Annotated in this window: 24 protein-coding genes, 1 pseudogene and 1 riboswitch; of the genes and pseudogenes, 13 read left to right on the forward strand and 12 right to left on the reverse strand. The window is 58.9% G+C overall.

Annotation, left to right across the window (positions count from 1 at the left end):
• Positions 1-60: 60 nt before the first annotated feature.
• Entirely contained in the window at positions 61-981 is a 921-nt protein-coding gene (locus B3797_RS06885) for an AraC family transcriptional regulator (RefSeq protein WP_311790714.1), read from the reverse strand.
• Between the two features lie 143 nt (positions 982-1,124).
• Between B3797_RS06885 and B3797_RS06890 the strand changes: the two genes are divergently transcribed.
• From B3797_RS06890 to B3797_RS06900, 3 genes and pseudogenes are all read left to right on the forward strand, one after another.
• Positions 1,125-1,949, forward strand: coding sequence for an oxidoreductase (locus tag B3797_RS06890; RefSeq protein ID WP_311790715.1), 825 nt, complete (start codon positions 1,125-1,127; stop codon positions 1,947-1,949).
• An 83-nt stretch (positions 1,950-2,032) separates the two neighbouring features.
• Positions 2,033-2,221, forward strand: a pseudogene (locus B3797_RS06895) (glutathione S-transferase family protein); the annotation flags it as partial.
• A gap of 10 nt (positions 2,222-2,231) precedes the next feature.
• The gene (locus B3797_RS06900) at positions 2,232-2,837 is read left to right on the forward strand and encodes an alpha/beta hydrolase (protein WP_311790716.1); all 606 of its coding nucleotides are present in this window, start codon (positions 2,232-2,234) and stop codon (positions 2,835-2,837) included.
• On the opposite strand, the gene B3797_RS06905 is transcribed toward B3797_RS06900, so the two are convergent.
• Positions 2,834-3,637, reverse strand: a complete 804-nt coding sequence (locus B3797_RS06905; RefSeq protein ID WP_311783992.1) for a sugar phosphate isomerase/epimerase family protein — start codon at positions 3,635-3,637, stop codon at positions 2,834-2,836. The genes B3797_RS06900 and B3797_RS06905 overlap by 4 nt on opposite strands.
• A gap of 76 nt (positions 3,638-3,713) precedes the next feature.
• A complete protein-coding gene (crcB, locus tag B3797_RS06910; protein WP_126689855.1) occupies positions 3,714-4,091 on the reverse strand; it encodes a fluoride efflux transporter CrcB in 378 nt (125 codons plus the stop codon).
• A gap of 89 nt (positions 4,092-4,180) precedes the next feature.
• A riboswitch (Fluoride riboswitch) is annotated at positions 4,181-4,257 on the reverse strand.
• A gap of 381 nt (positions 4,258-4,638) precedes the next feature.
• Between crcB and B3797_RS06915 the strand changes: the two genes are divergently transcribed.
• Positions 4,639-5,565 (forward strand): nucleoside hydrolase, encoded by a 927-nt coding sequence (locus B3797_RS06915; protein WP_311790717.1) that lies wholly within the window; start codon positions 4,639-4,641, stop codon positions 5,563-5,565.
• Here the strand turns inward: B3797_RS06915 and B3797_RS06920 are convergent.
• The gene (locus tag B3797_RS06920) at positions 5,546-6,574 is read right to left on the reverse strand and encodes a zinc-binding alcohol dehydrogenase family protein (RefSeq protein WP_311783990.1); all 1,029 of its coding nucleotides are present in this window, start codon (positions 6,572-6,574) and stop codon (positions 5,546-5,548) included. The genes B3797_RS06915 and B3797_RS06920 overlap by 20 nt on opposite strands.
• Before the next feature lie 137 nt (positions 6,575-6,711).
• Here B3797_RS06920 and B3797_RS06925 point away from each other — a divergent pair, with 137 nt between their 5' ends.
• A complete protein-coding gene (locus tag B3797_RS06925; RefSeq protein ID WP_120457064.1) occupies positions 6,712-7,614 on the forward strand; it encodes a GntR family transcriptional regulator in 903 nt (300 codons plus the stop codon).
• A 167-nt stretch (positions 7,615-7,781) separates the two neighbouring features.
• Complete coding sequence (locus B3797_RS06930; RefSeq protein WP_311783989.1) at positions 7,782-9,125, forward strand: MFS transporter; 1,344 nt, start codon at positions 7,782-7,784, stop codon at positions 9,123-9,125.
• A 24-nt stretch (positions 9,126-9,149) separates the two neighbouring features.
• Here B3797_RS06930 and B3797_RS06935 read toward each other — a convergent pair whose 3' ends face one another.
• From B3797_RS06935 to mntP, 5 genes are all read right to left on the reverse strand, one after another.
• Positions 9,150-10,541, reverse strand: coding sequence for a hypothetical protein (locus B3797_RS06935; protein WP_311790718.1), 1,392 nt, complete (start codon positions 10,539-10,541; stop codon positions 9,150-9,152).
• Complete coding sequence (locus B3797_RS06940) at positions 10,534-11,454, reverse strand: alpha/beta hydrolase (protein ID WP_311790719.1); 921 nt, start codon at positions 11,452-11,454, stop codon at positions 10,534-10,536. The genes B3797_RS06935 and B3797_RS06940 overlap by 8 nt, the downstream gene beginning before the upstream one ends.
• A 135-nt stretch (positions 11,455-11,589) precedes the next feature.
• Complete coding sequence (locus B3797_RS06945) at positions 11,590-12,426, reverse strand: fumarylacetoacetate hydrolase family protein (protein ID WP_311783986.1); 837 nt, start codon at positions 12,424-12,426, stop codon at positions 11,590-11,592.
• A gap of 196 nt (positions 12,427-12,622) precedes the next feature.
• Entirely contained in the window at positions 12,623-12,700 is a 78-nt protein-coding gene (azuC, locus tag B3797_RS19575; protein ID WP_120457375.1) for a stress response protein AzuC, read from the reverse strand.
• A gap of 119 nt (positions 12,701-12,819) precedes the next feature.
• Positions 12,820-13,395, reverse strand: a complete 576-nt coding sequence (gene mntP / locus B3797_RS06950; RefSeq protein ID WP_311783985.1) for a manganese efflux pump MntP — start codon at positions 13,393-13,395, stop codon at positions 12,820-12,822.
• A 302-nt stretch (positions 13,396-13,697) separates the two neighbouring features.
• Between mntP and B3797_RS06955 the strand changes: the two genes are divergently transcribed.
• The 3 genes from B3797_RS06955 (at position 13,698) to B3797_RS06965 (ending at position 18,731) form a co-directional block, all read left to right on the forward strand.
• On the forward strand, positions 13,698-13,940 hold the full coding sequence (locus tag B3797_RS06955) for a DUF1158 domain-containing protein (protein ID WP_311790720.1): 243 nt from the start codon (positions 13,698-13,700) through the stop codon (positions 13,938-13,940).
• A gap of 515 nt (positions 13,941-14,455) precedes the next feature.
• Positions 14,456-16,069, forward strand: a complete 1,614-nt coding sequence (gene mqo, locus B3797_RS06960) for a malate dehydrogenase (quinone) (protein ID WP_311790721.1) — start codon at positions 14,456-14,458, stop codon at positions 16,067-16,069.
• Between the two features lie 277 nt (positions 16,070-16,346).
• The gene (locus B3797_RS06965) at positions 16,347-18,731 is read left to right on the forward strand and encodes a phosphoketolase family protein (RefSeq protein ID WP_311783982.1); all 2,385 of its coding nucleotides are present in this window, start codon (positions 16,347-16,349) and stop codon (positions 18,729-18,731) included.
• On the opposite strand, the gene B3797_RS06970 is transcribed toward B3797_RS06965, so the two are convergent.
• Positions 18,728-19,309 (reverse strand): LysE family translocator, encoded by a 582-nt coding sequence (locus tag B3797_RS06970; protein WP_126689861.1) that lies wholly within the window; start codon positions 19,307-19,309, stop codon positions 18,728-18,730. The two genes, B3797_RS06965 and B3797_RS06970, sit on opposite strands and share 4 nt — an antisense overlap.
• A 135-nt stretch (positions 19,310-19,444) precedes the next feature.
• On the opposite strand from B3797_RS06970, the gene B3797_RS06975 reads away from it, so the two are divergent.
• Positions 19,445-20,932 (forward strand): PLP-dependent aminotransferase family protein, encoded by a 1,488-nt coding sequence (locus B3797_RS06975; RefSeq protein WP_311790722.1) that lies wholly within the window; start codon positions 19,445-19,447, stop codon positions 20,930-20,932.
• Here the strand turns inward: B3797_RS06975 and B3797_RS06980 are convergent.
• The gene (locus tag B3797_RS06980; RefSeq protein WP_126689863.1) at positions 20,899-21,522 is read right to left on the reverse strand and encodes a glutathione S-transferase family protein; all 624 of its coding nucleotides are present in this window, start codon (positions 21,520-21,522) and stop codon (positions 20,899-20,901) included. The two genes, B3797_RS06975 and B3797_RS06980, sit on opposite strands and share 34 nt — an antisense overlap.
• Before the next feature lie 98 nt (positions 21,523-21,620).
• Here B3797_RS06980 and B3797_RS06985 point away from each other — a divergent pair, with 98 nt between their 5' ends.
• The gene (locus B3797_RS06985; protein ID WP_311790723.1) at positions 21,621-22,469 is read left to right on the forward strand and encodes a PhzF family phenazine biosynthesis protein; all 849 of its coding nucleotides are present in this window, start codon (positions 21,621-21,623) and stop codon (positions 22,467-22,469) included.
• A gap of 75 nt (positions 22,470-22,544) precedes the next feature.
• Here B3797_RS06985 and B3797_RS06990 read toward each other — a convergent pair whose 3' ends face one another.
• The gene (locus tag B3797_RS06990) at positions 22,545-23,303 is read right to left on the reverse strand and encodes an SDR family NAD(P)-dependent oxidoreductase (protein ID WP_311783978.1); all 759 of its coding nucleotides are present in this window, start codon (positions 23,301-23,303) and stop codon (positions 22,545-22,547) included.
• Positions 23,304-23,418: 115 nt separating this feature from the next.
• Between B3797_RS06990 and B3797_RS06995 the strand changes: the two genes are divergently transcribed.
• The gene (locus tag B3797_RS06995) at positions 23,419-24,318 is read left to right on the forward strand and encodes a LysR family transcriptional regulator (protein ID WP_311783977.1); all 900 of its coding nucleotides are present in this window, start codon (positions 23,419-23,421) and stop codon (positions 24,316-24,318) included.
• A 45-nt stretch (positions 24,319-24,363) separates the two neighbouring features.
• Positions 24,364-25,380, forward strand: coding sequence for an inner membrane protein YhjD (gene yhjD / locus B3797_RS07000; protein ID WP_311783976.1), 1,017 nt, complete (start codon positions 24,364-24,366; stop codon positions 25,378-25,380).
• Positions 25,381-25,600: the final 220 nt, after the last annotated feature.

A 25,600-nucleotide genomic window follows, 5' to 3' on the forward strand; every position in this document is an offset into this window, starting at 1 on the left:
CCAAAACGGGCGAAAGGTTAGTCAAGCAGGTTTTGCCGCACAGCGAAAGGGCGACGGCACCTAATGTGAAGCGACGAAAAGCGCGTTCGGCTGGGCGGGCGGCAGCGCGAAGCTGTTACGCAGTCGCCTGGCCTCTTCGCCTGGCGACAGGCCGAACAGCCGTCGGAATTCGCGACTGAACTGCGATGGACTTTCGTAACCCACGGCAAGACTGGCCGCGGCGGCGGTCATCTGCTGGCGCACCATCAGCAGCCGCGCCTGGTGCAGACGGATCGACTTAACGTACTGCATCGGCGACGTCTGGGTGATGGCGCGAAAATGGGCGTGAAAAGTCGCGTGGCTCATCCTCGCACAGCTGGCAAGCTGCGCGACATCCAGCGCCTGCGCATAGTTTTGATGAATATGACGCAGCGCCTGGGCGATTTTGCCGAAGGCGCCCTGCTGCGCCAGCGCGGCGCGCAGTTCACCTCCCTGCGCGCCGCTCAGCACGTGGAAGTAGATTTCACGCACCAGCGCCGGGCCGAGCAGCGCCGCCTCCAGCGGATCGCTCAGGACATGGAGCAGCCTCGTCACCGAGCGCTGCAGCGCGTCGCTGAGCGGCGTGGACAGCATTCCGGCCGGCTGCTGCGACACCGTCGCGCCCGCCTGCTCCATCTGCAGCAGCAGCTCCGCCGCTACCGGCAGATCGAGGTGCATATAGATCGCAAGCAGCGGCGCCTCCGCGCTGGCATCCGTCTCCATGGTGAAGGGCACCGGCACTGATACTGCCAGGTAGTGCTGCGCGTCGTAACAGTAAACGCGATTGCCGAAATAGCCGCGTTTGCGGCCCTGCAGCACGATGACGATGCCCGGATCGTAGAGCACCGGCGTGCGGCTCAGCGGACGGTTGGATCGCAGCAGCCGCACGTCGGGCAGCGGCGTCAGGTTGTAGCCTTCCTGCGGCGCAAGCGCGGCGAGCAGGCGTAGAGATTCAGCGTTCATGCGAGGATTATGCACAGTTCGGGCGCAATTTCCTTCTGCTGAGTGTGAAAATCAGCGTTTCAGGCAAGGATGGCAGATGAACAGGCATCCTCTTTTTGTCGCGGCGGGCGCAATCTGAAGCACCCCCTTAAAGAGGAAAACGAATGAAAAAGATCCTAATCACCGGCGTCAGCAGCGGCTTCGGTCAGGCGCTGGCACAGGCTGCGCTGGCGGCGGGCCACAGCGTTTTTGGCACCGTACGCAGCCAGCAGGCGCTGGATGCCTTTACGGCGCTGGATCCGACGCGCGCCCACGGCGCGATCCTCGACCTCACCGATGTAGAGCGTATCGCCCCGCTGGTGCAGGCGCTGGAAAAGGCACACGGCCCGATCGATGCGCTTATCAACAATGCAGGCTATGGCCACGAAGGCATTTTCGAAGAGGCAACGCTGGCGGAAATGCGCCATCAGTTTGAGGTTAACGTCTGGGGCGCGGTGGCGATGATGAAGGCGCTGGTGCCGCTTTTCCGCACGCGTCGGCGCGGGCGGATTATCAATATCACTTCGATGGGCGGCTTTATTACGCTGCCCGGCATCAGCGACTACTGCGCCAGTAAATTCGCGCTGGAAGCCTTTTCGGAAACCCTGAGCCAGGAGCTGGCCGGATTTAATATTGCCGTAACCGCCGTGGCGCCCGGTTCGTTTCGCACTGACTGGGCAGGCCGCTCCATGGTGCGTAGCGCACGCGTTATTCGCGATTACGATGCGCTCTTCAATCCGGTACGTGAAGCGCGCATCGCTAAAAGCGGCCGACAGAACGGCGATCCTCATAAAGCAGCGCTGGCGATCCTCAGCTTACTGGAGCATCCCGCGCCGCCGTCGCACCTGCTGCTGGGCAGCGACGCGCTGCAGCTGGTGCGCGACAAACTGCGCAGCCTTGAACGCAGTATCGCCGAATGGGAAAGCGTGACGCGCTCAACCGACGGCTAAGAGCCTGTACGTTGGCGATTCCAGCTGTAGAGGCGCTTTATGGATCGGCTCGTTTGGGCCGAAAGTTTGATCTCTGCTGCAGCCTGTTTAAATCTTATCAGCGCCGGAGGCATGACTATCCGTTGCTCAACCGCTATCTCAAGGGCATGCTGTCGGCTTCCGGCACGCGTAAGAGGGTGAATATCGAACCACAGGGCTACTATTCCATTAAGGCGCTCAATCCCAACGGCATCGTGCCGACAGGGGCCGATATGAGCGAATACGGTTTTTAAGGAGAAGCGGATGGCGAAAGCGTTAGTGATTTTTCTGCATGGCGTCGGCAGCAACGGCGAGGATTTAGCGTCGCTGGGGCATCACTGGGCGCCGCTGTTGCCGGACGTCATCTTCGCAGCGCCTGATGCGCCCTTTCCCTTCGCGCATGGCGCAGGCTTTGAGTGGTTCAGCCTTGACGGGGTGACGCCAGAGAATCGTCCTGCGCGCGTTCGCGCCGCCCGCGCAGCCTTTGACGACACGCTGGAAGCGATTCTCGCCCGGCATGCGCTGCGCGACGCCTGGGAAAAGGTGGTGCTGGTCGGATTTTCGCAGGGATCGATTATGGCGCTCGACGCGCTGGCATCAGGCCGCTTCCCGCTGGCGGGCGTGGTCGCTTTCTCCGGTCGACTGGCATTTGATGAGCCGCTGTCGCCTTCAGAACAGACGCCTGCGCTGCTGATCCACGGTCACGCCGATGCGGTAGTGCCGTGGCGCGAGAGCGAATCAGCCGCGCAGCGTCTGAAAGCCGCTGGCGTGCCCCTTGAGCTTCAGCTTGAACCCAGAACGGAGCACACCATTTCGCCACAGGGGGCGATGCGCGCCGCCGCCTTTATCGCTCAGTGTCTACAGGATTAAGGCCAGAAACGCCTTAACGCCGCATACGCCTGCTGCGCTGCCTCATGCGGCGGCAGGCGTTTCAGATCGTCATTGAACACCTCAATTCCCACCGGCCCCTGATAGCCTGCGCTTTTCAGCTTATCGACGAAGCTACCAATATCAATGATGCCAGCGCCAGGCAGCTGGCGCTGATGCTTAGCGAGTTTCATGATCGCCTGCTTATCCTGCGGCGGCGGCTGAACCGCCATATCGCACAGCTGCACCTCATAAATCCGTTCGGCGGGAATGCCATCGAGATGCGAAGCGTCGCCGCCCAGCGCGCAGATATGAAAAAGATCCACCACCAGCCCGATATTAGGCTGATCCAGCCGACGCAGGCGCTCCCACGCCTGCGGCAGCGTATTATCGACGCTGCACCACGCCATCGGCTCATACATGATGCGCATATCGAAGCGCGCCGCTTCCGAGGCCATCCAGCGCAGATCTTCGTCGATTTGTTCGGCAATACAGTCATCGCGGGTAGTGGCGGGCGCCTGGATGGTGTCGCAGCCCAGCGCTTTCGCCATGTCGATAAACTGGCGCAGCTCGTCCCGTTTTTGCAGGCGTAGCTCGCCGGGCGCACCGGTGAAGTCGCGCAGCACCTGCAGGTTGGTAAAACCCAGGCCCTGCTGCGCCAGACGCGCAGCGCCGCCCTGACAGGCCTCGACATCTTCACGCCAGATTTCGACCTGATCGAATCCCGCGTCGCGCGCGGCCTGTAGTTTCTGTTCAGGTTCACCGCTTAACAGCACCAGGTTAAGGAATGCAGGTTGAGTCATGAACGTCCTCCTTAATCGTCCGGAATAATCGGTTGCGACAGACGCGGAATGCCTCTGTGGCCGGTATTTGCCTTGCTTAGCCGAGCGCATTCACCAGCGCAAAGCCGGCAAAGGTCATCAGCAGCGATCCGGTGACGTGCACCAGCACGCTCGCCATCGCCCACAAATACTTTCCTGATTGTAGCAACATGAGAATTTCTGCCGAAAAAGTAGAGAAAGTCGTCAGGCCGCCGCATAAGCCGGTAACGATAAGCAGCTTCCAGGCGGGATCGAGATGGGGATATTTGATAAACCAGGCCAGCGCCGCGCCGATAATAAATCCGCCAGCCAGATTAACCAGCAGCGTACCCGGCGGCAGGCTGGGAAACAGCGCATTAAAGCGCAGCGAGATTAGCCAGCGCAGCGTACAGCCTGCAGCGCCGCCCAGCATAACGGCGAACAACGACTTCAACATGATTTGCTCCTGTAGTCGGCAATCGCGCAGGGTCGTGGCGGAGAGAGAAACAGCCTGACACACCAGTAACGCCTGCGAGAGGATTAGGGTTAATGTCAGGCGTCATCAGCCGCTGGGATCGCCAGCAGGCGGTTGGGAAAGGTGGAACGCCATCACCTTAAGGCGTTGATAATACGACGATGCACCAGGAGAGACAAGCGGGTCAGGTGAGCAGCAGGCGACGAAAAAGCAGATTCTGAATGCTTTGCCGCGACGAGAGCAGCAGATGAACGAAGATATTCGGCAGCGCCAGCGAGTAGAGGATACGATAGCCTCCGCTGGTATAACATTCGCGATAGCGGCTGATGCCTCAGGCCAGCAGTTCGCTACAGATCGGACAGCCTTCCGGAAAGGGCGCTACGCGCTGTTCGAACTCATCCAGCACGCGTCGAATCAGGGCCGTCGGTTCATTACCTACACTTCTGATGGACCAGATTTAGACTTTAAAAAAGCATGGGCAACTGTTTTGTTGCTTTTTCAGGCAATATCCCGCTCCGCAGGAGAATTCATGCGTACTCTGATTTTCGATACCGACATCGGCGTAGACGACGCCTTTGCGCTGGCTTACGCAGCGCGGACGCAGCGGCTGCTGGGCATCACTACGGTGTTTGGCAACGTGGCGGTGGGTCAGGCGGTAAAGAACGCCCGCCTGTTTTGTGAAAAGATGCAGATTGACGCGCCGATCTATCGCGGCTGCGCCCGCCCGCTGGCGCTGGCGCCCAGCGAACCGGCGAAACTGCATGGTGAGGATGGCTTAGGCGATGCGTTTGATAACGCGTACAGCGACATGGCGCCAGGCGCGGTGCAGTTTATTATCGACAGCGTGCGCGCGCAGCCGCATGAGATTACGCTGGTAGCCATCGGCCCGCTGACCAATATTGCTAACGCCATCAATCAGGCACCCGACATTATTCCGCTGGTAAAAGAGCTGGTGATAATGGGCGGCGCGTTCGGTACCGACGGCCATAGCGGCAACGTCACGCCCTTCGCCGAATTTAATATCTGGAAAGATCCGCACGCTGCCGACCAGGTGCTCAGCTCGGCGCTGAAGGTGGTGGTCATGCCGCTCGACGTAACGCATAAGGTGTTGATCAGCGGTCAGGAGGTGCGGCAGCTTAACCAGCCGGTACTCAACGCCATTGTGCGGCCCTATCTTGCCTATAGTCTGCAAAAAGAGGGCTTCGACGGCATGGCATTGCACGACACGCTGGCGATCGCCTGGCTCTGCCAGCCGGAGGCGTTTCAGCTGGCGGAAGGCCCGCTGCGCGTCATTACCGAAGGCATCGCGCGCGGCCAGACGGTACGCAAGCTGAGCGCGCTGGCGTCGCGGGAAGATCCGTTTCGCAATGTGCCCGCCCAGCGCGTGGCGCTGGGGGTTAATGCCGCGCAGGTGCGCGACCATTTCCTGCGCACGCTTAGCGGTCGAAGTGAATAACGCCTTTAATCAGCTCACGGTTGTTGATCACCTGTGGCTCGAAGCTTTCCGCCAGCGTCGAGAAGGCGAAATGGGCGTTGAGCATCATCTCGGCGCGCAGCTTGCCGCTCGCCATTAAATCGCGCACGCGGTCGAAATCTTCGCGCGTCGCATTGCGGCTGCCCATCAGGGTAGCCTCTTTTTTATGGAACTCGCTGTCTGGAATAACCAGATCGCCTTTGTGCAGACCGACATAGACCACGGTGCCGCCGTGGCGCATCAGATTGACCGCGTTGTTCATCGCTGCCGGGCTGCCGGTCGCGTCGATCACCTTCAGCGCCAGCCTGCCGTTGAACTGCGCGCGCAGCGCGTCGTAAAAATCTTCGCGCGCGGGATCGAGCGCCGCCAGACCCAGCTCTTTCGCGACATGCGCGCGGCGGAATTCGCTGGTGTCCGCGACCGCCACGCTGGCGCCTGACGCCGCCGCAATCGCCGCCACGCCCAGACCGATCGGCCCTGCTCCCACCACCAGCACATGTTCGCCTGCCGTGATTTGCGCCCGGCGCACCGCATGCGCGCTGATGGCGAACGGCTCAATCAGCGCAGCGGCTTCCGGCGCAACCTCTTCTGCCAGCAAGAGATTGCTGGCGGGCACCGCCAGGAACTCACAAAAGCCGCCATCCTGATGCACGCCGATCACTGAAATTTTTTCGCAGCAGTTGGTTTTCCCACTCTGGCAGGCGTCGCAGCGCAGACAGGAGATATAGGGGATCAGCGCCACGCGCTGGCCAGGCTCAACGCCCTGCGCCCCTTCGCCCAGCGCGACCACTTCGCCGCACAGCTCATGTCCCAGCACGCGCGGATAGCTGAAGAAAGGCTGATTGCCCGCCCAGGCGTGGATATCGGTGCCGCAAATACCGGCGGTGATGATTTTAATCAGCGCTTCGCCCGCCGCAGGCGCAGGTTGCTCACGCGTGGTCCAGACCATTTTCTTCGGTTCAGCGATGACCAGGCTTTTCATTGTCGTCATGGGAATTCTCCTGTTGTCCTGCCGCCTTTATGACGAATTGATCACAGACTGGCCGTTTTGCCCGCGCAATCTGTGAGGCGTGACGTTTTTTTTGGGATTTGAATGGTTTTTAATGAATAAAAACCCGGAGAGCATCCGTGAGCCGAAACCTGAATCTGCGCCAGAACGTTATCAACCAGATGCTGGAAGGGATCGCCCAGCACCATATTCGTTCGCCGCTGCCGGCGCAGGCGGCGCTGGCAGAGATGTTCAATATCAGCCGCACCACGGTGCGCCATACGCTGCACTATCTGGAGCAGCGCGGCGTGCTGGAGAAGGTCGCGGGTACTTACGTAATTGTGCGTCAGCCGCAGGACGAGGATGGATTCAGCGAGTTGTCCTCGCCGATCGAGCAGCAGGCAAGCCAGTTTGAACAGGCGTTTTTCGAGATGATTAACCTGCGTCAGCTCGCGCCCGGCGACGCCTTTAGCGAACTACAGCTGGCGCAGCGGGTTAAGGTCAGTCCGGTGGTGGTGCGCGAGTTTCTGCTGCGCTTTATGCGTTACGATCTGCTGGAGCCGGTAAAGCGCGGCCGCTGGCGCATGAAGAAATTTACGCTCGACTACGCCGACAAGCTGTTCGAGCTGCGCGAAATGCTGGAAACCCATGCGCTGACGCGCTTTCTGAACCTGCCGTCGCAGGATGAGCGCTGGATTCAGGCGCGCGACCTGCTGGATCGTCACCGCGCGCTGCGCGATACCATCGCCAGCGATTACCGCCAGTTTGCCGCGCTGGATAAAGAGCTGCATTCGCTGATCCTCTCCGCCGCCAACAACCCCTTTTTCAACCACTCGCTGGAGATCATCTCCGTTATTTTTCATTCGCACTATCAGTGGGATGAGCGCGATCTCAAGCAGCGCAATATCGTGGCGCTGGAGGAGCATATGGCCTTGCTCTCCGCGCTTATCAGCCGCCAGGATGTCGATGCGCTGCTGGCATTGCATAACCATCTCGCCACGTCGCGCTCGTCAATGGCGCGCTCTATTCGCCAGTACAATTAAAAACCGATTAAAAACCACAAAGCATTAGCTTCCGCACGAATCAGAAACAACTTCGCAACATCATGGCTGCATTGCTTCTAGTCTCGACTGCAACTCATGGCGGGCCGCTGGGCCGCTATGTTCTTTGACATCAGATAACGATAACGACCCCGCTACGGGAGTAAGCCATGGAAAATACCTCAACCCGCGATGCTAAAAACCCGGCTGCCGATGGGCAGGAGTATGTGCCCGCGCGCAGCGATATCGTGCGCTCGCCGCGCATTCGCAAGATTCAGATCACCGCCATGCTGCTGCTGCTGTGCGCAGCCATCATCAACTACCTTGACCGCAGTTCGCTCTCGGTCGCCAACATGACGATCCGCGAGGAGCTGGGTCTGAACGCCACGGAGATCGGCATGCTGCTCTCCGCCTTTTCGCTGGCGTATGGTCTGGCGCAGCTGCCCTGCGGCGCGCTGCTGGATCGTAAAGGCCCGCGCATTATGTTAGGCATCGGGATGTTTTTCTGGTCGCTGTTTCAGGCAGCCGCCGGGCTGGTGCATAACTTTACCCAGTTTATTCTGGTGCGTATCGGTCTCGGCATCGGCGAAGCGCCAATGAACCCATGCGGCGTAAAGGTCATCAACGACTGGTTCAACATTAAAGATCGCGGCATGCCGATGGGCTTCTTTAACGCCGCCTCGATGATTGGGCTGTCAGTGGCGCCGCCGGTTCTGGCCGCGATGATGCTGGCGTTCGGCTGGCGCGGCATGTTTATTACCATTGGCGTGCTCGGCATGTTCCTGGCGATTGGCTGGTACATGCTTTATCGCGACCGTGACAACAATACCCTCAGCGCAGAGGAGATCCATTATCTGCAGGCGGGAAGCGTCGCGTCGCGCAAGGAGCCGCTGAGCTTCGCCGAATGGCGCGGCCTGTTTAAGCAGCGCACCATGTGGGGCATGATGATCGGTTTCAGCGGCATCAACTATACCGCCTGGCTCTATATCGCCTGGCTGCCAGGTTATCTGCAGTCCACTTACCATCTGGATCTGAAAAGTACCGGCCTGCTGGCGGCGATTCCCTTCCTGTTTGGCGCGGCGGGCATGCTGCTCAATGGCTACGCGGTGGATGCGCTGGTGCGTCGCGGCTTTGACGCAGTAAAAACGCGTAAGGTCTGCATTATCTCCGGCATGCTGCTGTCGGCAGCCTTTACCGCCTTCGTGACGCGCGCCACCGACACCACCAGCGCCGTAACGCTGATCGGTATGGCGCTGTTCTGCATCCACTTTGCGGGCACCTCCTGCTGGGGGCTGATCCACGCTAATGTTACGGCGCGCATGACCGCGTCGGTGGGCAGTATCCAGAACTTCGCCAGCTTTGTATTCGCCTCTTTTGCGCCGGTCATCACCGGCTGGGTGCTGGATACCACTAAGTCGTTCAGCCTCGCGCTGATGATCTGCGCAGGTATCGCCGTCGCTGGCGCCCTCGCCTATCTGGTCCTGGTGCGTAAGCCCATTACCGACGGCGCGTAATAACAGAGCCGGGCGTTCGCCCGGCTAGTTCAGCTTATGCAGCGTCACGCCGTGGCGCGCGCCATAGCGCTCAATGCCGGCGATCACCTTCTCTACGCTGAGCGGCGGCGGCGGCGCAAAGAGCGGCGCGCGTTCCCGCAGCGCAGTGTCGAAACGGGCAAAGGTGGCGAAATCGTGTGGGAAACGCTCGGTATCCACGCCGACAAAATCCCCGGCGTGCGTGGCGCGGTCAAGCAGCTGGCGCCAGCGTTCGACAGGTGCGATGCCGATGCTCTCCGTACCGTGAGAAAAGAGCATCATATCGATATCGCGATAGCGCGGCTGACGATCCAGAAAACGCGACAGCGTTGCCGCTGATGGCTCGGTGCCGAACACCAGCCAGAAGGGAATGGCATGCTGGCGCATGGTGCACCAGGGGTCCATCAGCAGGAAACTATCGACCGTCAGACGCGTGGCGTGTATCCCCGCCGCCAGATACCAGTCGCGGTAGATTTCCGCCACCACGAAGCTCAACGCTTCAGGATCCTGATAGCGTATCTCCAGCAGTTGCCAGTTCCGGTCAGCCGCCATCCTTTTCAACGGCGCTTTGATATATTCATCCAGCCCCCACTCCGCCTCCGGCACATTGTCGGTTGGCGCAGGCGCATTCCAGCGGCTGCGATTGCTGCCGTAACGCGCCAGAAATCCCTCTACGCGCCCGCCGCCCTGCAGATACTCTTTCTCCGTCGCGCCGCCCAGCGCACCGAACTGAAAGAAAGAGCGATCGCTGGTGCGCGTCACCGGCCACTGGCGCGTGCAGTGGTTGACGAACAGCGTGCTTTTATCGGGCAAACTGCGCATCAGGAACTCATTGAACGCCAGCGGCAGCGCGCGCAGCTTCAGACGGAAGTAGCTCATTTGATCGAGCATCAGCCTGTCCTGATTCGGATCCTGCATGTGGTGTACCGCCAGACGCGGCCAGGCGGCCAGCAGCGCCGCCGCCACCGCTTTGCCCTGTTCGAAACCCGCCTGCGCGTCGTCAGGATCGTTATTGAGCGAACGCACCGGACAGAGAAAGGTTTGCGGCAGCCAGGGCGCGCCCATCGCGGCGGCAAGATGCGTCAGCGCGCCGTTCGAAGAACCGATAAAAGCCGCAGGATAGTCACGCTCCGGGTATTCGCTTACCATCCACTCGGCAATACCTTCGACGTCGAGATCCCCTGCCTGCGCTTCGCTGATCCCCTCCGCCATGCCGCCAATGGCGTAACCCCACTCTTTCAGCCGGGTCGGCAGACGATTGAGCGAAGGGAGCAGGCGATCCAGCATCGGCGACTGGCTTGGGCTGTCGAAGGGTTTGTCATGCAGGGCGTGGGCCAGCGCCATCAGCATGGCGGCGGCAGAGTCGAAGCGGGCGATGCCCTTCGGTGGTTTACTCATGCTGATTCTCCTGCTGAATGCGCGCCAGAAAGGGACGAATGGCGTGGCAGAAACTCCAGGGATAAACGTAGTGCAGCGTATGGGTGCCGCCGCGCAGCGTCATTATCTCGCATCGCGACAGCAGCGCGCCCAGCTCTTCTACCCAGCGCGCAGGCGAAACCGAATCGCGCGAGCCGCGCAGAAGCAGGGTCGGCGCGTTGACGTAAGCCAGCCGCTGTTCGATACGATCGTGCATCATCATGCGCATGGTTTTCAGCGCGCGCCAGAGTCCGGCTTTGGCATAATCGATGCGCGCCAGCGATGCGGGCGAGCGGTGCCGCTCAAGACGGCCGTTGCGCCAGTCGCGCCAGGCCTGACGCACCAGGCTGCGGGCGTGACGATCTACCGTTGGCCCTTGCAGCACTAACCCTGCCACGGCGTCAGGATGCCTGACCGCCAGCGCGGCGAGGATCTGGCAGCCAAAGGAGTTGCCTATCCAGATGGCGCGCGACAGCTGGTTGTGCTGCAGCCACTCCCACAACGCGTCGGCCTGTTCGTCAACCGACAGCGTCGGCGCGGAAGGCGGCAAAGCGCTGGCGCCGAACCCAGGCAGATCCGGCACCAGTACGCGGTAGTTATTGCCGAGCGCCAGCGCCAGCTCCTCCATCGCGCGGCCCGACATCACCAGCCCGTGTACCAGCACCAGCGGCAGGCCGGGTGCGTCGTTGGGCGTGACGCGGGTAAACATGCGCCACTCGCCGACCTGTTGAAAATAGCCAGCCAGCCCCGCATGGTGGCTACGCGGCGAAACGGGCGGCGTCTGTTTCAAACGCCGCCATTGTTGAACGCCCCATAAGGTTGCCGCTGTGCCTAGCCCTAGCCCGGCCAGCAGCGCGCCGCTTTTCCAGCGCGTCGGTTTTTCCTTCCGCCTCATTACCCACTCCTGAAAATGGTTGTGTCACTTCAGTGTAGGCGGCGAAAGCGTGACCAGCAGGCGAGACGGGGGAAAGTTGTGGAGCGGTACAAAAGAAGAGGCTGCGATCGGGGATAATCGCAGCCAGTAGCGGGATCAGGCGATCACGTTGCGCAAGCGGCCAATCTTTTCGATTTCCACTTCTACCACGTCGCCGCTGAACATAAACAGCGGCGGCGTGCGTTTCTTACCGACGCCGCCCGGCGAGCCGGTGAAAATGACGTCGCCCGGCGAGAGCGGGCTAAAGGCGGAAATATATTCAATGATATTCGCCACCTTGTGCACCATGCTGCCGGTAGTGTCGTTCTGCACTTCGCGACCGTTCAGGAAGGTTTTAATCGCCAGCGCCTGCGGATCGCCGACTGCTTCGGCAGTGGTCATCCACGGCCCGAAACCGCCGGTCTGCGGCCAGTTTTTCCCGGCGGTGAACCAGGTAAACTGCATGTCGCGCACCGTCGCATCCATAAAACAGCTGTAGCCAGCGACATATTCCAGCGCCTGCGCCGCTTTTACCTGATGCGCAGGTTTGCCGATAATCACCGCCAGCTCGCCCTCATAATCAAACTCGCTGGTGGTCGCTGGCTTCAGCAGCGGCCGGTCGTGTCCGGTCAGCGAGTCGGCGAAGCGAATAAACAGCGTTGGGGCGTCCAGGGTCTCGGAGAACTCTTTGCGCTTATCGGCATAGTTCATCCCGACGCAGAAGACCTTACCTGGATTTTCAATTACCGGCAGGAACTGTAGCGCGGAGAAAGCGTAATCAGCCGGCATCTCGCGGAAAGCGGCCAGGTCAGCCATGGAAGAACGTTCAAGAAAGGTTTTTAAATCCGGGCACTGCGCGCCCAGGCGCAATCCGACATCTACCACGCCATTTTCAAGCACGATGCCGAAACTTTTTCTTGCCTGGTCAGGAAGATAAAAACTGCAAAGCTGCATTACTGCCTCGTTGTTATAGGAAAATTCGCGCGCAGGTTAGCAAAAGATAAGATAAAAATCGTACAAACTTTCGCTCATCCGATCTGTCGGCGGAGCGCAAACCGCATAATACAGAGAAAGCCCAGCGCGGTCTGAAGCGAGATAATAATCACGGACTCTTACCTGACCGCGATAGCCAGGGGTCGCTGGCGGCAGATTAGTACATTGCGCCTGGGGGAACGTATTTGAAGGTTTCAACGTAAGCGCGGAAGACATATTTTACTAAGCGTTTCATAAATCACCTGATTCAAAATTTGTTGAATAAATGCAGTCAAAGTATAGCTTTTGTGCATTTTACAGGCAATAAATTTTGAACCAGATCACAAAAACGACATTAATTTTCTCTGTCTGCCGTTAGGAGAAGAGATTGAGATGCTGAATAAGGATGGTGCAGCCAATCGAAATCAATACCAGTCCGCCGAGCACTTCCGCCCACTTGCCCAGTACAGGACCGACTAAGCCGCCAATCAGCACACCCGTAGTCGCCATGATGGTCGTCGCCATACCGATGGTTAGCGCCGTCGCGATGATATTAACCTGCAAGAAGGCCAGACCGACGCCGACCGCCAGCGCATCGAGACTGGTGGCGACTGCAGTGGTCGCAAGCACCATAAAACCATGGCGCTGGGGCGCTTCGCACGCCTCAGCCGTCGCTGTCTGTCGGAAACCTTCCATCATCATACGGCCGCCGAGGAACGCCAGCAGAAAGAAGGCGACCCAGTGGTCCCAGGCCATCACATAACGGCTGGCGGCCAGCCCTGCAGCCCAGCCAATTAACGGCGTCAGCGCTTCAATGGCACCAAAAATCAGACCGGTGCGCAGCGCTTCTTTGAATCCGGGACGATGCAACGCCGCGCCTTTGCTTAACGCAGCGGCAAACGCGTCCATCGACATTCCGAAGGCAAGGATCAGGGTTGCGATAAAAGTCATAATGGCTAATGTCAGGGCTAAAAGCGTTCAGAAACCCGCTTTTTACCGCAATAAAGGTTCAGTCTGCTAAAAGAGCGCGCAGTCTAACACGCATCCTGCCGGATAAAAAGACAAGAAAATCATGGGTTTAAGTATAGCAAAGGCTATAACTTTTATCGTTCGCTATCTTTTGCTGCTAAGTTAATGGTACTTAAGCCTTTTCTCAGGCAAAAAATAGCGCTCAGCCCAGCAGCAACCACGGGGATTGAACCCTGGCGAAGATTGCCGGAAAATAGCCGCGCTGATTAATGCGGAACCTGCTGATGAAAAACCCCTTTGAATCCCTGATTATTCCCGGCGGCATTTTGCTGCTTGGCTTTCTTTCTGCTTTGCTGTTGCCCGCGCCGAATTTCGGCCTGACTATGGCTAAAAGCCTGACGCAACGGCTGCACTTGCAGGATATCAACCAGCTTTACACCCTGATTTTTTGCGTATGGTTCCTGCTGCTGGGCACCATCGAGTTTTACGTCATCCGCTTTATTTATCGCCGCTGGTTTCGCACCTGATCCTTTGACCTGCCCGTGGCGGCTTTTGTGCCGAAGCGGGCAGCCAGTAATCACAAAAATGTAACATTATTTTTACAGAATCGGCTGAAAAAGCCCGCCTCATAAAAAATTCTTTATCGTTCATTTTTTGCTTAAATCATTCAAATCAAAAGCTTATAAAATAAGGCGAATTCTTCTCCATTTCCCGTCTTGCACTGTCATTGTGCATTTACGCAACATCATATTCGGTTAACCTGCTGACTTTTCGGTAAAAAATTCCTTATAGCCACCCGCCTGAGATGATTAATTCTTATGCTGAATCATTTCTGCATTTAAAAAATAAACAAATGTTTAATTCAGAGGCGAGAATGTTATATTCAATGGACAAAGCATAACGTGCAGTTAACCTGCATCCCGCTTAAACGAACCTGAGTCTTAACCTTTGAGAAATAGCGCAACGCGCTCCCAAGAAGCGCGGCTATTTCGCCTGCGAACCTGTTGAGCATCAGGTCAACAGAGAGAGGAGATGTCGCCTCATGTGCAAGACAGCTTTAAGCCTTACGCTCGCAATGAGCGCCACTGGCATGGAAAAACCACAGATGTCCGAGCGTAAAGACGTTGATGTGCTGTTGATCGGCGCTGGCGTAATGAGCGCGACCTTAGGCGCCTGGCTACAGGAGCTGGAGCCGGACTGGACCATTGAAATGGTCGAGCGTCTCGATAGCGTAGCGGAAGAGTCCTCCAACGGCTGGAATAACGCCGGTACCGGCCATGCCGCGCTGGCGGAGCTGAACTATACGCCGCAAAAGGCGGATGGCAGCATCGACATCAGCAAAGCGCTGGCGATCAATGAATCCTTCCAGATCTCCCGTCAGTTCCTGGCGTATCAGGTTCAGAAGGGTCGTCTTCATTCGCCTGAACGTTTTATTAACAGCACGCCGCACATGAGCTTTGTCTGGGGCGAAGAGAACGTGGCTTTCCTGCGCAAGCGCTATCAGGCGCTGCAGAAAAGCACGCTGTTCCGCGGCATGGCCTACTCTGAAGATCCGCAGCAGATTGCCGAGTGGATCCCACTGGTGATGAAAGGACGCGATCGCCGACAGAAAGTAGCGGCGACCTGGACGGAAATGGGCACTGACGTCAACTTCGGCGAAGTGACGCGCCAGCTGATCGCTTCGCTGGAGAAGCACCCTGGCTTCCGCCTGCGTCTGCGTCAGGAAGTGCGCGATCTTAAACGCCTGAGCGACGGCCGCTGGCAGGTCACGCTGCATGCGCTGGCCACAGGCGAGAAACGCGTGCTGACGGCGAAAAACGTCTTTATCGGCGCGGGCGGCGCGGCGCTGCCGCTGCTGCAGAAAAGCGGCATTCCGGAAGTCAGCGGTTACGCCGGTTTCCCGGTAGGCGGCTCCTTCCTCGTCACCGAGAATCCAGACGTGGTACGCCAGCATATGGCGAAGGTATATGGCAAAGCCTCGGTTGGCGCGCCGCCGATGTCGGTGCCGCACGTCGATACGCGCGTGCTGGACGGTAAAAGAGTGCTGCTGTTTGGCCCATTCGCCACCTTCTCGACTAAGTTCCTGAAACAGGGTTCGCTGCTGGATATGTTCGGCTCAATGAACAGTGGCAACCTGCTGCCGATGATGAACGTCGGGCTGAAGAATTTCGATCTGGTGAAATATCTGGTCGATCAGGTGCTGCAGAGCGACGCCGATCGCATGGAGGCGCTGCGCACCTACGTGCCGGATGCGCATCCGGACGACTGGCGTCTGGTTACCGCTGGACAGCGCGTGCAGATCATTAAAAAAGATGCCAAAGAGGGCGGCGTGCTGCGTCTCGGCACTGAAGTGGTTACCTCGCAGGATGGTTCTATCTCCGCCCTGCTCGGCGCCTCACCGGGTGCATCGACCGCAGCACCTATTATGCTGGAGCTGATGGCGAAAGCCTGGCCGGAGCAAATGGCCTCGACTGAATGGCAGAACCGCATTCGCGCCGTCGTGCCTTCCTGGGGCCGCAAGCTCAACGGCGACGTGGCGCTGACGGAGAAAGTGCTGGCGGATACCAGCCGCATCCTGAAGCTCGCCTACTCGCCGGTTACGCCTGGCGCGGCAAACGATGAAGGACGCGAAACCGCCCACGTCGTGGGTAAGTAAAGCGTTTTGACGGAAAAGCCTCGCATTAGCGAGGCTTTTTTTTTGCGGCGGCGGCACCGAGCCGATCGCTAAAACGCTAAGAGCTATCCCTGCCCCGATCTCCTTTTTCATATTCTCTATAGCGCGGGCCGCTTTACTCATCGGCTAATATTCCTTGCGTTGTTAACTTCTGCGCGCCCGGCGTCCTTGCCCGTCGCCTGGTCGAGTTGTGGATTCTCTATTAGGGTTAATGAAACGCTTTTACCTTTCACCGTTTCGCTAACCAGGAGAATGCCCGATGTCACAATCGACCGCTGCCAGTGAGTTGCAACTGCTGGATCGCTACTGGCGCGCCGCCAACTACCTTTCCGTCGGGCAAATTTACCTGATGGCGAACCCGCTGCTGCGCGAGCCGCTGCAGCCGGAACATATTAAGCCTCGTCTGCTGGGGCACTGGGGCACTACGCCGGGCCTCAATTTTATCTACGCCCACCTGAACCGCATTATTCGCCAGCGCGACCTGAATCTTATCTATATCTGCGGGCCGGGCCACGGCGGGCCGGGTATGGTGGCGAATACCTGGCTGGAAGGCAGCTACAGCGAAATTTATCCGCATATCAGCGACGATGCCGAAGGCATGCAGCGCCTGTTCAAGCAGTTCTCCTTTCCCGGCGGCATTCCGAGCCACGCCGCGCCAGAAACGCCGGGATCGATCAACGAAGGCGGCGAACTGGGTTACTCGCTGTCGCACGCGTTTGGCGCGGCCTTCGATCATCCGGATCTGATCGTGCCCTGCGTGATCGGCGACGGCGAGGCGGAAACAGGCCCGCTGGCGTCAAGCTGGCATGGCATTAAGTTTCTCAATCCCCAGCGCGACGGCGCAGTGCTGCCGATCCTGCATCTCAACGGTTATAAAATCGCTAACCCGACCATTCTGGGTCGCGCCAGCGATGACGATCTGCAACAGCTATTCCGCGGGTATGGCTATGAACCGCTGTTCGTCAGCGGCCATGAACCAGAGAAGATGCATCAACAGATGGCCGACACGCTGGAAAACGCCTTTGATAAAATCGCCGCTTTCCAGCAGGCGGCGCGTACGGGCGGAGAGCAGGACGGCATCCCGCGCTGGCCGATGATTATTCTGCGCAGTCCCAAAGGCTGGACTGGCCCGCAGGAAGTCGACGGGAAAAAAGTAGAGGATTTCTGGCGCGCCCATCAGGTGCCGGTGGCGGCCTGCCGCGAAGATGCGGGGCATCGCCAGATTCTGGAACAGTGGCTGCGTAGCTATCAGCCGGACGATCTGTTCGATGAGCAGGGTCGCCTGAAACCTGAGCTGCGCGCGCTGGCACCGCAGGGCGATAAACGCATGGGCGCCTCGCCCTACGCCAACGGCGGATTGCTGCGCCGCGAGCTTAATACGCCCGATATCCGCGACTTCGCCTTTGATGTGAAAGAGCCTGGCTCACAGCTGGCGCAGGCCACCGAGCAGTTTGGCCGCTATCTGGCGGAGATCTTTGCGCGCAATCAGCATAACTTCCGCCTGTTCGGCCCCGATGAAACCGCCTCAAACCGCCTGACGCCGGTCTTCGATGTCACCAGCCGCACCTGGCTGGAGCCGGTTAAACCCTACGACGAGCAGCTGGCGCGCGATGGTCGCGTGATGGAAATCCTTAGCGAACATCAGTGCCAGGGCTGGCTCGAAGGCTATCTGCTGACCGGCCGACACGGCCTGTTTAACTGCTACGAAGCCTTTATCCATATTGTCGATTCGATGTTCAACCAGCATGCCAAATGGCTGAAGGTGACACGCAAGCTCGGCTGGCGCAAGCCGGTCTCCTCGCTTAACTATCTGCTCTCTTCGCATGTCTGGCGGCAGGATCACAACGGCTACAGCCATCAGGATCCCGGCTTTATCGATCACGTCGCCAATAAAAAGGCGGATATCGTGCGCATCTATCTGCCGCCCGATGCCAATACGCTGCTGTGGGTCGGCGATCACTGCCTGCGCACCTGGGACCGCATCAATGTAATTGTGGCGGGCAAACAGCCCTCGGCGCAGTGGCTGGATATGGAGAGCGCCATTGCGCACTGCGAAGCGGGAATGGGCGAATGGCGCTGGGCAGGCACCACGCCGCAGGGCGAGGAGCCTGATGTGGTCATGGCCTGCGCGGGCGACGTCCCCACGCTGGAGACGCTGGCGGCGGTGGATCTGCTACGCGACTATCTGCCCGACCTGCGAATTCGCGTGGTGAATGTGGTGGATCTGATGGCGCTACAGACCCAGGAGCAGCACCCTCACGGCAAAAGCGAAGAGGAATTCGATGCGCTGTTCACCCTCGATAAGCCGGTGATTTTCGCCTTCCATGGCTACCCGACACTGGTGCATCGCCTCGCCTATCAGCGTAAAAACCACCGTAATTTCCACGTGCGCGGCTTCAATGAAGAAGGCACCACCACCACGCCGTTCGATATGACGGTGCTTAACGAGCTGGACCGCTACCATCTGGCGCAGGAGGCGATTCTGCGCGTGCCGGGTCTGGCGGACCGGCATCCGGAGTTGCTGGATGATTTGCAGGAGCGCATCGCCGAACACCATCGCTATGTACGCGAGTATGGCGAAGACGTGCCGGAAGTGCGCAACTGGAAATGGCCGTCGCAGACCGGCTCCGGCGCGCCGGATTAACGCAGCGCGTCCACCAGCATCCATAACGTCGTGGCGACCAGCGACAGCGCCATCACGCTGTTGAAGAGACGACGCTTCCACGGCGTTTGCAGATGCAGGCCCAGCCGGTCGCCCAGCGCCGCCCAGATAAGAATGCAGGGCAGGTTCACCAGCGCGAAGCCGAGTATGACCGGCAGCAGGCCACTTTGCGCGCTCCAGAGCAGCGCCACGTTAGTCGCCATCAGCCAGGCTTTAGGATTTACCGCCTGAAAGCCGATGGCGCCTGCAATGGTCATTGGATGCGCCTTTTCCCGCTGCGCCGGGGCGTCCGCGCGCCAGATTTTCCACGACAGCCAGAGCAGATAAGCACAACCTGCCACCGTCAGCGGCACTCTGACGGCGCCCATCCAGCTCAGCAGCCACTCCAGCGCCAGCACCGCCAGCGCGGTTTGCAGCAGGCAGCCAAGCAGGACGCCGGAGATCATCGGCAGCGTGCGCCGCAGGCCGAAATTAACCCCGGAGGTCGCCAGCAGCAGATTGTTCGGGCCGGGCGTAATAGACATAACGGTGACGTAGCTGAAAAAGGAGGGATCGAGCATGTCGGCATTCTCGTTTAAGAAACAGGCCTCTATGCTAGAGCGTGAAAAGGATTGGTAACAGAGACACAAAATCACTATTGTCATGGTTACAGTTTGCAATTTTAACTATTGTACCCATGACTCGTGGAGGCTTTTGTGTCCCTTGCTTTCTCTGACGATCAGCCACTCTACTACCAGCTTGCTGACAGTTTCGCTGAGGCGATCCATCAGGGCACGCTGAAGCCAGGCAAACGCCTGCCCGCAATTCGCCGGGTGGCGCAGACTCATCAAATCAGCATCAATACCGTACTGAACGCCTGGCAGCTGCTGGAAGACCGCGGCCTGATCGAGGCGCGCCCCCAGTCCGGCTACTATGTGCGCAGCGTACTGCCCGCCCTGACGCGACCTGCGGCGCACCGCGCGCGCATTAAAGATCCGAGCAGCGAAAAGCTCGACCTGATCGATCAGGTGTTCGCCGCGCAGAATCATCCCGATTACGTCAATATTTCGCTGGCCTGCCCGCAGGATAGCGAACTTTATCCCTCGGCGCGTCTGAGCCGCATTACCGCCTCGCTGCTGCGGCGCAACCCCGATTTGATCGGGCGCTATGCGCTTCCACCTGGTAGTGAGCGCTTACGGGAGGAGATAGCGCGTCGTGCGCTGCATGCGGGCGTGTCGCTGACCAGCGAAGAGATCACCCTGACCCACGGCTGTATGGAGGCGCTACAGCTGGCACTGCGTGCGGTGACCCAGCCGGGCGACTGCGTTGGTCTGGAGTCGCCGACCTACTTCTTTCTTTTTCCGCTGCTGGCGTCGCTGGGGCTGAAGGCGCTGGAGATTCCTACCGATCCGCAGCAGGGGCTTTCGCTCGACGCGCTGGAGATGCTGCTGCAGGAGAAGCGCATTCAGGCGCTAATTGCTATGCCGAGCGCGCAAAATCCGCTGGGCTGCTGCATGTCGCGGCAGAACAAACAGCGTCTGGCGAAGTTAGTTAATACTTACAACGTTCCTCTGCTGGAAGACGGACTGTATGACGAACTCCAGTTCGACTGGCCGCTCTCGCCTGCCGTAAAGTCGTTCGATAGCGAAGGCTGGGTGATCTACTGCACCAGCTTTACCAAAACCGTCGCGCCCGACTTTCGTATCGGCTGGATTGCGGCAGGCCGTTTCCATGAGGCGATTGCGCGCCTGAAAGCGGTCTCCTCCATGGCGGAATCCCGGCTGCTGTCGGAAACCCTGGCGGAATTTCTCGCCAACGGCGGTTACGATCACCACCTGCGCACGCTGCGTCGCCGCTATGCCGCCAATATGGATGAGGCGCGCGGCCTGATCGCCCGCCATTTTCCGCAGGGAACGCGCGCGACGCTGCCGCGCGGCGGGTTTGTTTTTTGGGTGGAGCTGCCAGAACAGGTTAATACCGTGGCGATGTTTCACCGCCTGCTGCAGGAGCAGATCTGCGTCACGCCTGGTGCGCTCTATTCGCTAAGCGAGCGCTATAACCATGCGTTGCGCCTCTCCTGCTGCTACCCCTTTGACGATCGCTATACCTGGGCGCTGAAGCGCACCGGCGCTGTCGCCTGTGAGCTGGCGGGAGTGGCGCCTGGGATCGATCAGGGTTTGCCGTTACGTCCCCAGACCGTGTAAGGGTGGCGTTCGGTAAGGCGCTCATAGTAGTTACGCACCGCAGGCAGGCTGGGATGATCCAGTGGGGTTTCATACCAGCGGTTTACCGCCAGCCCGACGCCGATATCCGCCAGGGTAAAGTTGCGGCCTGCGACATAGCGCCCGGTTTTCTCCAGCTGCTGGTTGAGAATGCCCATAGTGTGCGCCCACCCTTTGCAGGCCGCCGCCAGCAGGCGCGGATCCTGATGTGCGGGCGAATTGCGCACCAGCGACATAAAAGCGTAGCGCCACGAGGTATTGAGTTCAGTGGACTGCCAGTCCATCCACTGATCGACCGGCGCGCGGGCGCGCGGATTTTGCGGATAGAGCCAGTCGCCTTCATAGGCATTAGCCAGGTAGCGCAGGATGGCGTTTGACTCCCACATGACGAAGTCGTCATCAATAAGTACAGGGATCAGGGCGTTAGGGTTAAGGGCGAGAAATTCCGGTTTACGCAGCGAGTCAGGGTCTGCGCCCCACTCCTCGTGCTCATAGTCGAGATCCAGCTCGTCACAAAGCCAGAGCACTTTACGCACGTTGATTGACGAGTCGCGCCCAAGGATTTTCAGCATAATGGTCTCCTGCGGGGATTGTTAACATATTGATAACCCTGTCAGGCAATAAACGCAAATTTCGGGCGTGGAAATGCCCTGTTGAGAAAGGAGCAGTAATGAACGTCGCCTTTAAGCAAGTAGATGTCTTTACCTCATCAGCCTTTAACGGCAACCCGCTGGCGGTGATTATGGATGCGCAGGGGCTGAGCGACGACCAGCTGCTGACCATCGCCCGCTGGACCAATTTGTCAGAGACCACCTTTGTACTGCCGCCGCAGCATCCGCAGGCTGACTATCGCGTGCGCATCTTTACCGTTGAAGGGGAGCTGCCATTTGCCGGTCATCCTACGCTGGGAACGGCGCACGCGCTGCTGGAAGCGGGCTGGCCGACGAAAAATCCGGGTGAGATCGTGCAGGAGTGCGGCGTCGGCAACGTGACGGTCAGCATCGCCGCCGACGGGTCGCTGGCGTTTGCCGCGCCAGAGGCGAGCATTACGCCCTTCACCGACGCGTTAATGGGCAATGCGCTGAACTGCGAACTGTTCGATACCACGCAAACGCCCGCCGTCGTCGATATGGGCATTCGCTGGCTGCTGATCCCGATGATTAGCGCCGACGCGGTGCTGGCGATTCAGCCTGCCGTCAGCGATTTGCAGCGCCTTATCGCTCATGCAGGCGTCAGCGGCGTTATGCCGTTCGGCCCGCTGCCGAATGGCGAGAGCGAGCAGTATGAGGTGCGCGGCCTGCTGGTGGAGAACGGCAGCCTGACGGAAGATCCCATTACCGGCAGCGCCAACGCCTGCCTGGCGCGCTATTTTGCCGCCCAGGGGCAGCTGCGGGATTACCGGACGCGCCAGGGTACGGCGATTCAGCGTGAGGGCCGCGTGGCGGTGCGCTACGAGGGCGACACGATTTGGGTCGGCGGAAAAACCGTTACGGTAATTGACGGCACCATCGCGCTGTAGCCTCAACGCTGCGGTTCCGGTGCCGCCACTCGATTGCAAAGGCGCGCGGGGCAACCGCGCGCCTGCAAGCAGTACCTATAGCGCCTGACCGCCCGACGCTTCAATACGCTGCGCCGTGATCCAGCCGGTTTCGTCGCTGAGGATGGCGCTGATGGCGTCGCCGATATCATCCGGCTGGCCTACGCGCCCCAGCGCGGTAAAGGCCGCGATGGTATCGTTGATTTCCTTGTTATCGCGCACGCGACCGCCGCCGAAGTCAGTCTCAATGGCGCCCGGCGCCAGGATATTGACGCGAATGCGGCGTTCACCCAGCTCTTTCGCCTGATAACGCGTCAGCACTTCCATCGCGCCCTTCATAGCGGCGTAGGTGCCGGAGCCGGGATAGGTGATGCGCGTCAGGCCGCTGGAGATATTCAGTATCCGCCCGCCGTCGTTGATCAGCGGCAGCAGCTTCTGGGTCAGGAAATAGGGGCCTTTAAAATGGACGTTAACCAGCGCGTCGAACTCCTCCTCTGTGGTCTCGCTAAATAGCTTATAGTGACCATGTCCGGCATTGTTCACTAAGTAATCAAAGCGCTCCCGCTGCCAGCTGTTTTTCAGCGCCTCTTTGACCTGCGCGACAAAGCCGTCGAACTGGCGGCTGTCGCCGACATCCAGCTTTAGCGCGACCGCGCGGCTGCCGAGCGCCTCGATCTCTTTCACCAGCGCCTCCGCTTCTTCATTATGGCTGCGCCAGGTAAACAGGATATCGACGCCCTTTGCAGCCAGTTTTAAGGCTGCATTCTTGCCTAAACCGCGGTTCGCGCCTGTAATCAATGCAATTTTATGAGTCATGTTTCGATCCTGTTGCAAAATTGAACACCAAATCAGGATATTCCCGAATAATTGATCTATAAACGCTTGGGAATACGCAGCACTGTTTCACTTACAACAACAATCGGTGAACAACATGGACAAAATTCACGCAATGCAGGTTTTTGTGCGGGTTGCGGAGATGGGCAGTTTTACCCGCGCGGCAGAGAGCTTAGGCCTGCCGAAAGGTAGCGTGTCGCGCCAGCTACAGGCGCTGGAAAATCAGATGGGGACGCGGCTGCTGCATCGCACCACGCGCCGCGTGCAGCTTACGCAGGACGGGCTGGTCTACTACGACCGCTGCCTCGATTTGCTGTCGATGATCGAGGATATGGACAGCCTGTTCCAGCACGATCCCGCTACGCTGAGCGGCAAGCTGCGCGTCGATATGTCTGTCGCGATGGCAACCGGTTTTATCCTGCCGCGCCTGCCGGAGTTTTTACAGCACTACCCCGGCGTAGAAATCGAGCTCAGCAGCAGTGACCGCATGGTGGATGTTATTCGTGAAGGCTTTGACTGCGTTATACGCGTCGGCGAGTTAAAGGATTCCGGCCTGATTGCGCGGAAAATCGGCACCTATACCTTGATTAACTGCGCCAGCCCTGGCTACCTTTCCCGCTTCGGCATGCCGACGCGGCTGGAGGAGCTGTCGTCGCACGCCATGGTGCACTACACGCAGCAGCTCGGCCAGCCTTCGCCCGGCTTTGAGTATTTCGACGGCAAACAGTGCCATTACGTGCAGACCGGCGGCGTAGTGACGGTCAACAGCACCGAAACCTATCGCGCCGCCTGCCTGGCCGGACTGGGCATTATTCAGGTGCCGGCGATGGGCATCTATCCGCTGCTGGAGTCCGGCCAGCTGGTAGAGGTGCTGCACGCCTTCCCGGCGAAGCCAATGCCGATTTCGCTGCTCTACCCTCACCGGCGCAATGTGGCGCGTCGCGTGCGCGTGTTTATGGAATGGCTGAGTCAGGTACTACAGGAGTATGTCACCTGAGCGGCTATAATTGCCTTTTCAAGTTAAGCAGGATGATAACTGTCTATGACGGACAAACAGGAAAACCCAACTAATCCCGAACAAGCCAAACCGCTGATCGATATTCAGACCGGCAATAAGACCGTTGACGGGTCGATTCGTCGCGTATCGCGCTTTGCCGCCTGGTTTCAGGCCATTCCGGCGGTGGCGCACTTTATTCGCGCGCTGGAGCGCTTTAACGATCGTCTGGGGAGCCAGTTTGGCGCGGCCATTACCTACTTCTCTTTCCTGTCGCTTATCCCGATCCTGATGGTCTCTTTCGCCGCGGTGGGCTTCGTGCTGGCGTCAAACCAGGATCTGCTGTCGCAGCTGATCAATAAGATCGTTAACAGCATTAGCGATCCTACGCTCGCCACTACGCTGAAGAATACGGTAAATACGGCGATCCAGCAGCGCGCGACCGTCGGCATCACCGGTCTGCTGCTGGCGCTCTACTCCGGCATTAACTGGATGGGCAACCTGCGCGAAGCGGTGCGCGCTCAGTCGCGCGATGTCTGGGAGCGTAAGCCGGACGATCAGGAGAAGTTCTGGAAAAAGTATCTGCGCGACCTGATCTCGCTAATCGGCCTGATGCTGGCGCTGGTGATCACCCTGTCGCTGACCTCTATCGCCGGCGCGGCGCAGACGGCTATCGTCAACGCGCTGGGGCTGGCAGATATTGAGTGGCTGCGCCCGGCAATGACGGCGATAGCGCTGGCCATTTCGATTCTGGCGAACTATCTCCTGTTCCTGTGGATTTTCTGGATATTGCCCCGCCACAAGCCGCGTAAAAAAGCGCTGTTTCGCGGCACGCTGCTGGCGGCAATCGGCTTTGAGTTAATCAAGTTTATTATGACGATGACGCTGCCGAAGCTGGCCTCGTCGCCCTCCGGCGCAGCCTTTGGCTCTGTACTCGGTCTGATGGCGTTCTTCTATTTTTTTGCCCGTTTAACGCTCTTCTGCGCCGCCTGGATCGCCACGGCTAAATATAAGGACGATCCGCAACTGCCGGAAGCGGGTCGCGGCTCGCATCGCCGGGTGTGACAAAACGTTAACATCAGCGGAAAATTTTCCCCTTCGGCTATTTATTATGCAACCAGCAGGATGAATAGCTGAAGGGTCACTTTTATTTACCCGTTTTATAGAGATTCCCGCTGCAAAAGTCGGGCTTCTCCCTGCCTTAATCCACGCATTCCATTTCGACACAAATTATTCACTTTTTCGCCGAAAAAGCCCGTTCTGGCGCGGTTTATCACCGTTGAAT

Source organism: Pantoea sp. UBA5923 (assembly GCF_002431095.1).
Lineage (GTDB): Bacteria > Pseudomonadota > Gammaproteobacteria > Enterobacterales > Enterobacteriaceae > Pantoea > Pantoea piersonii.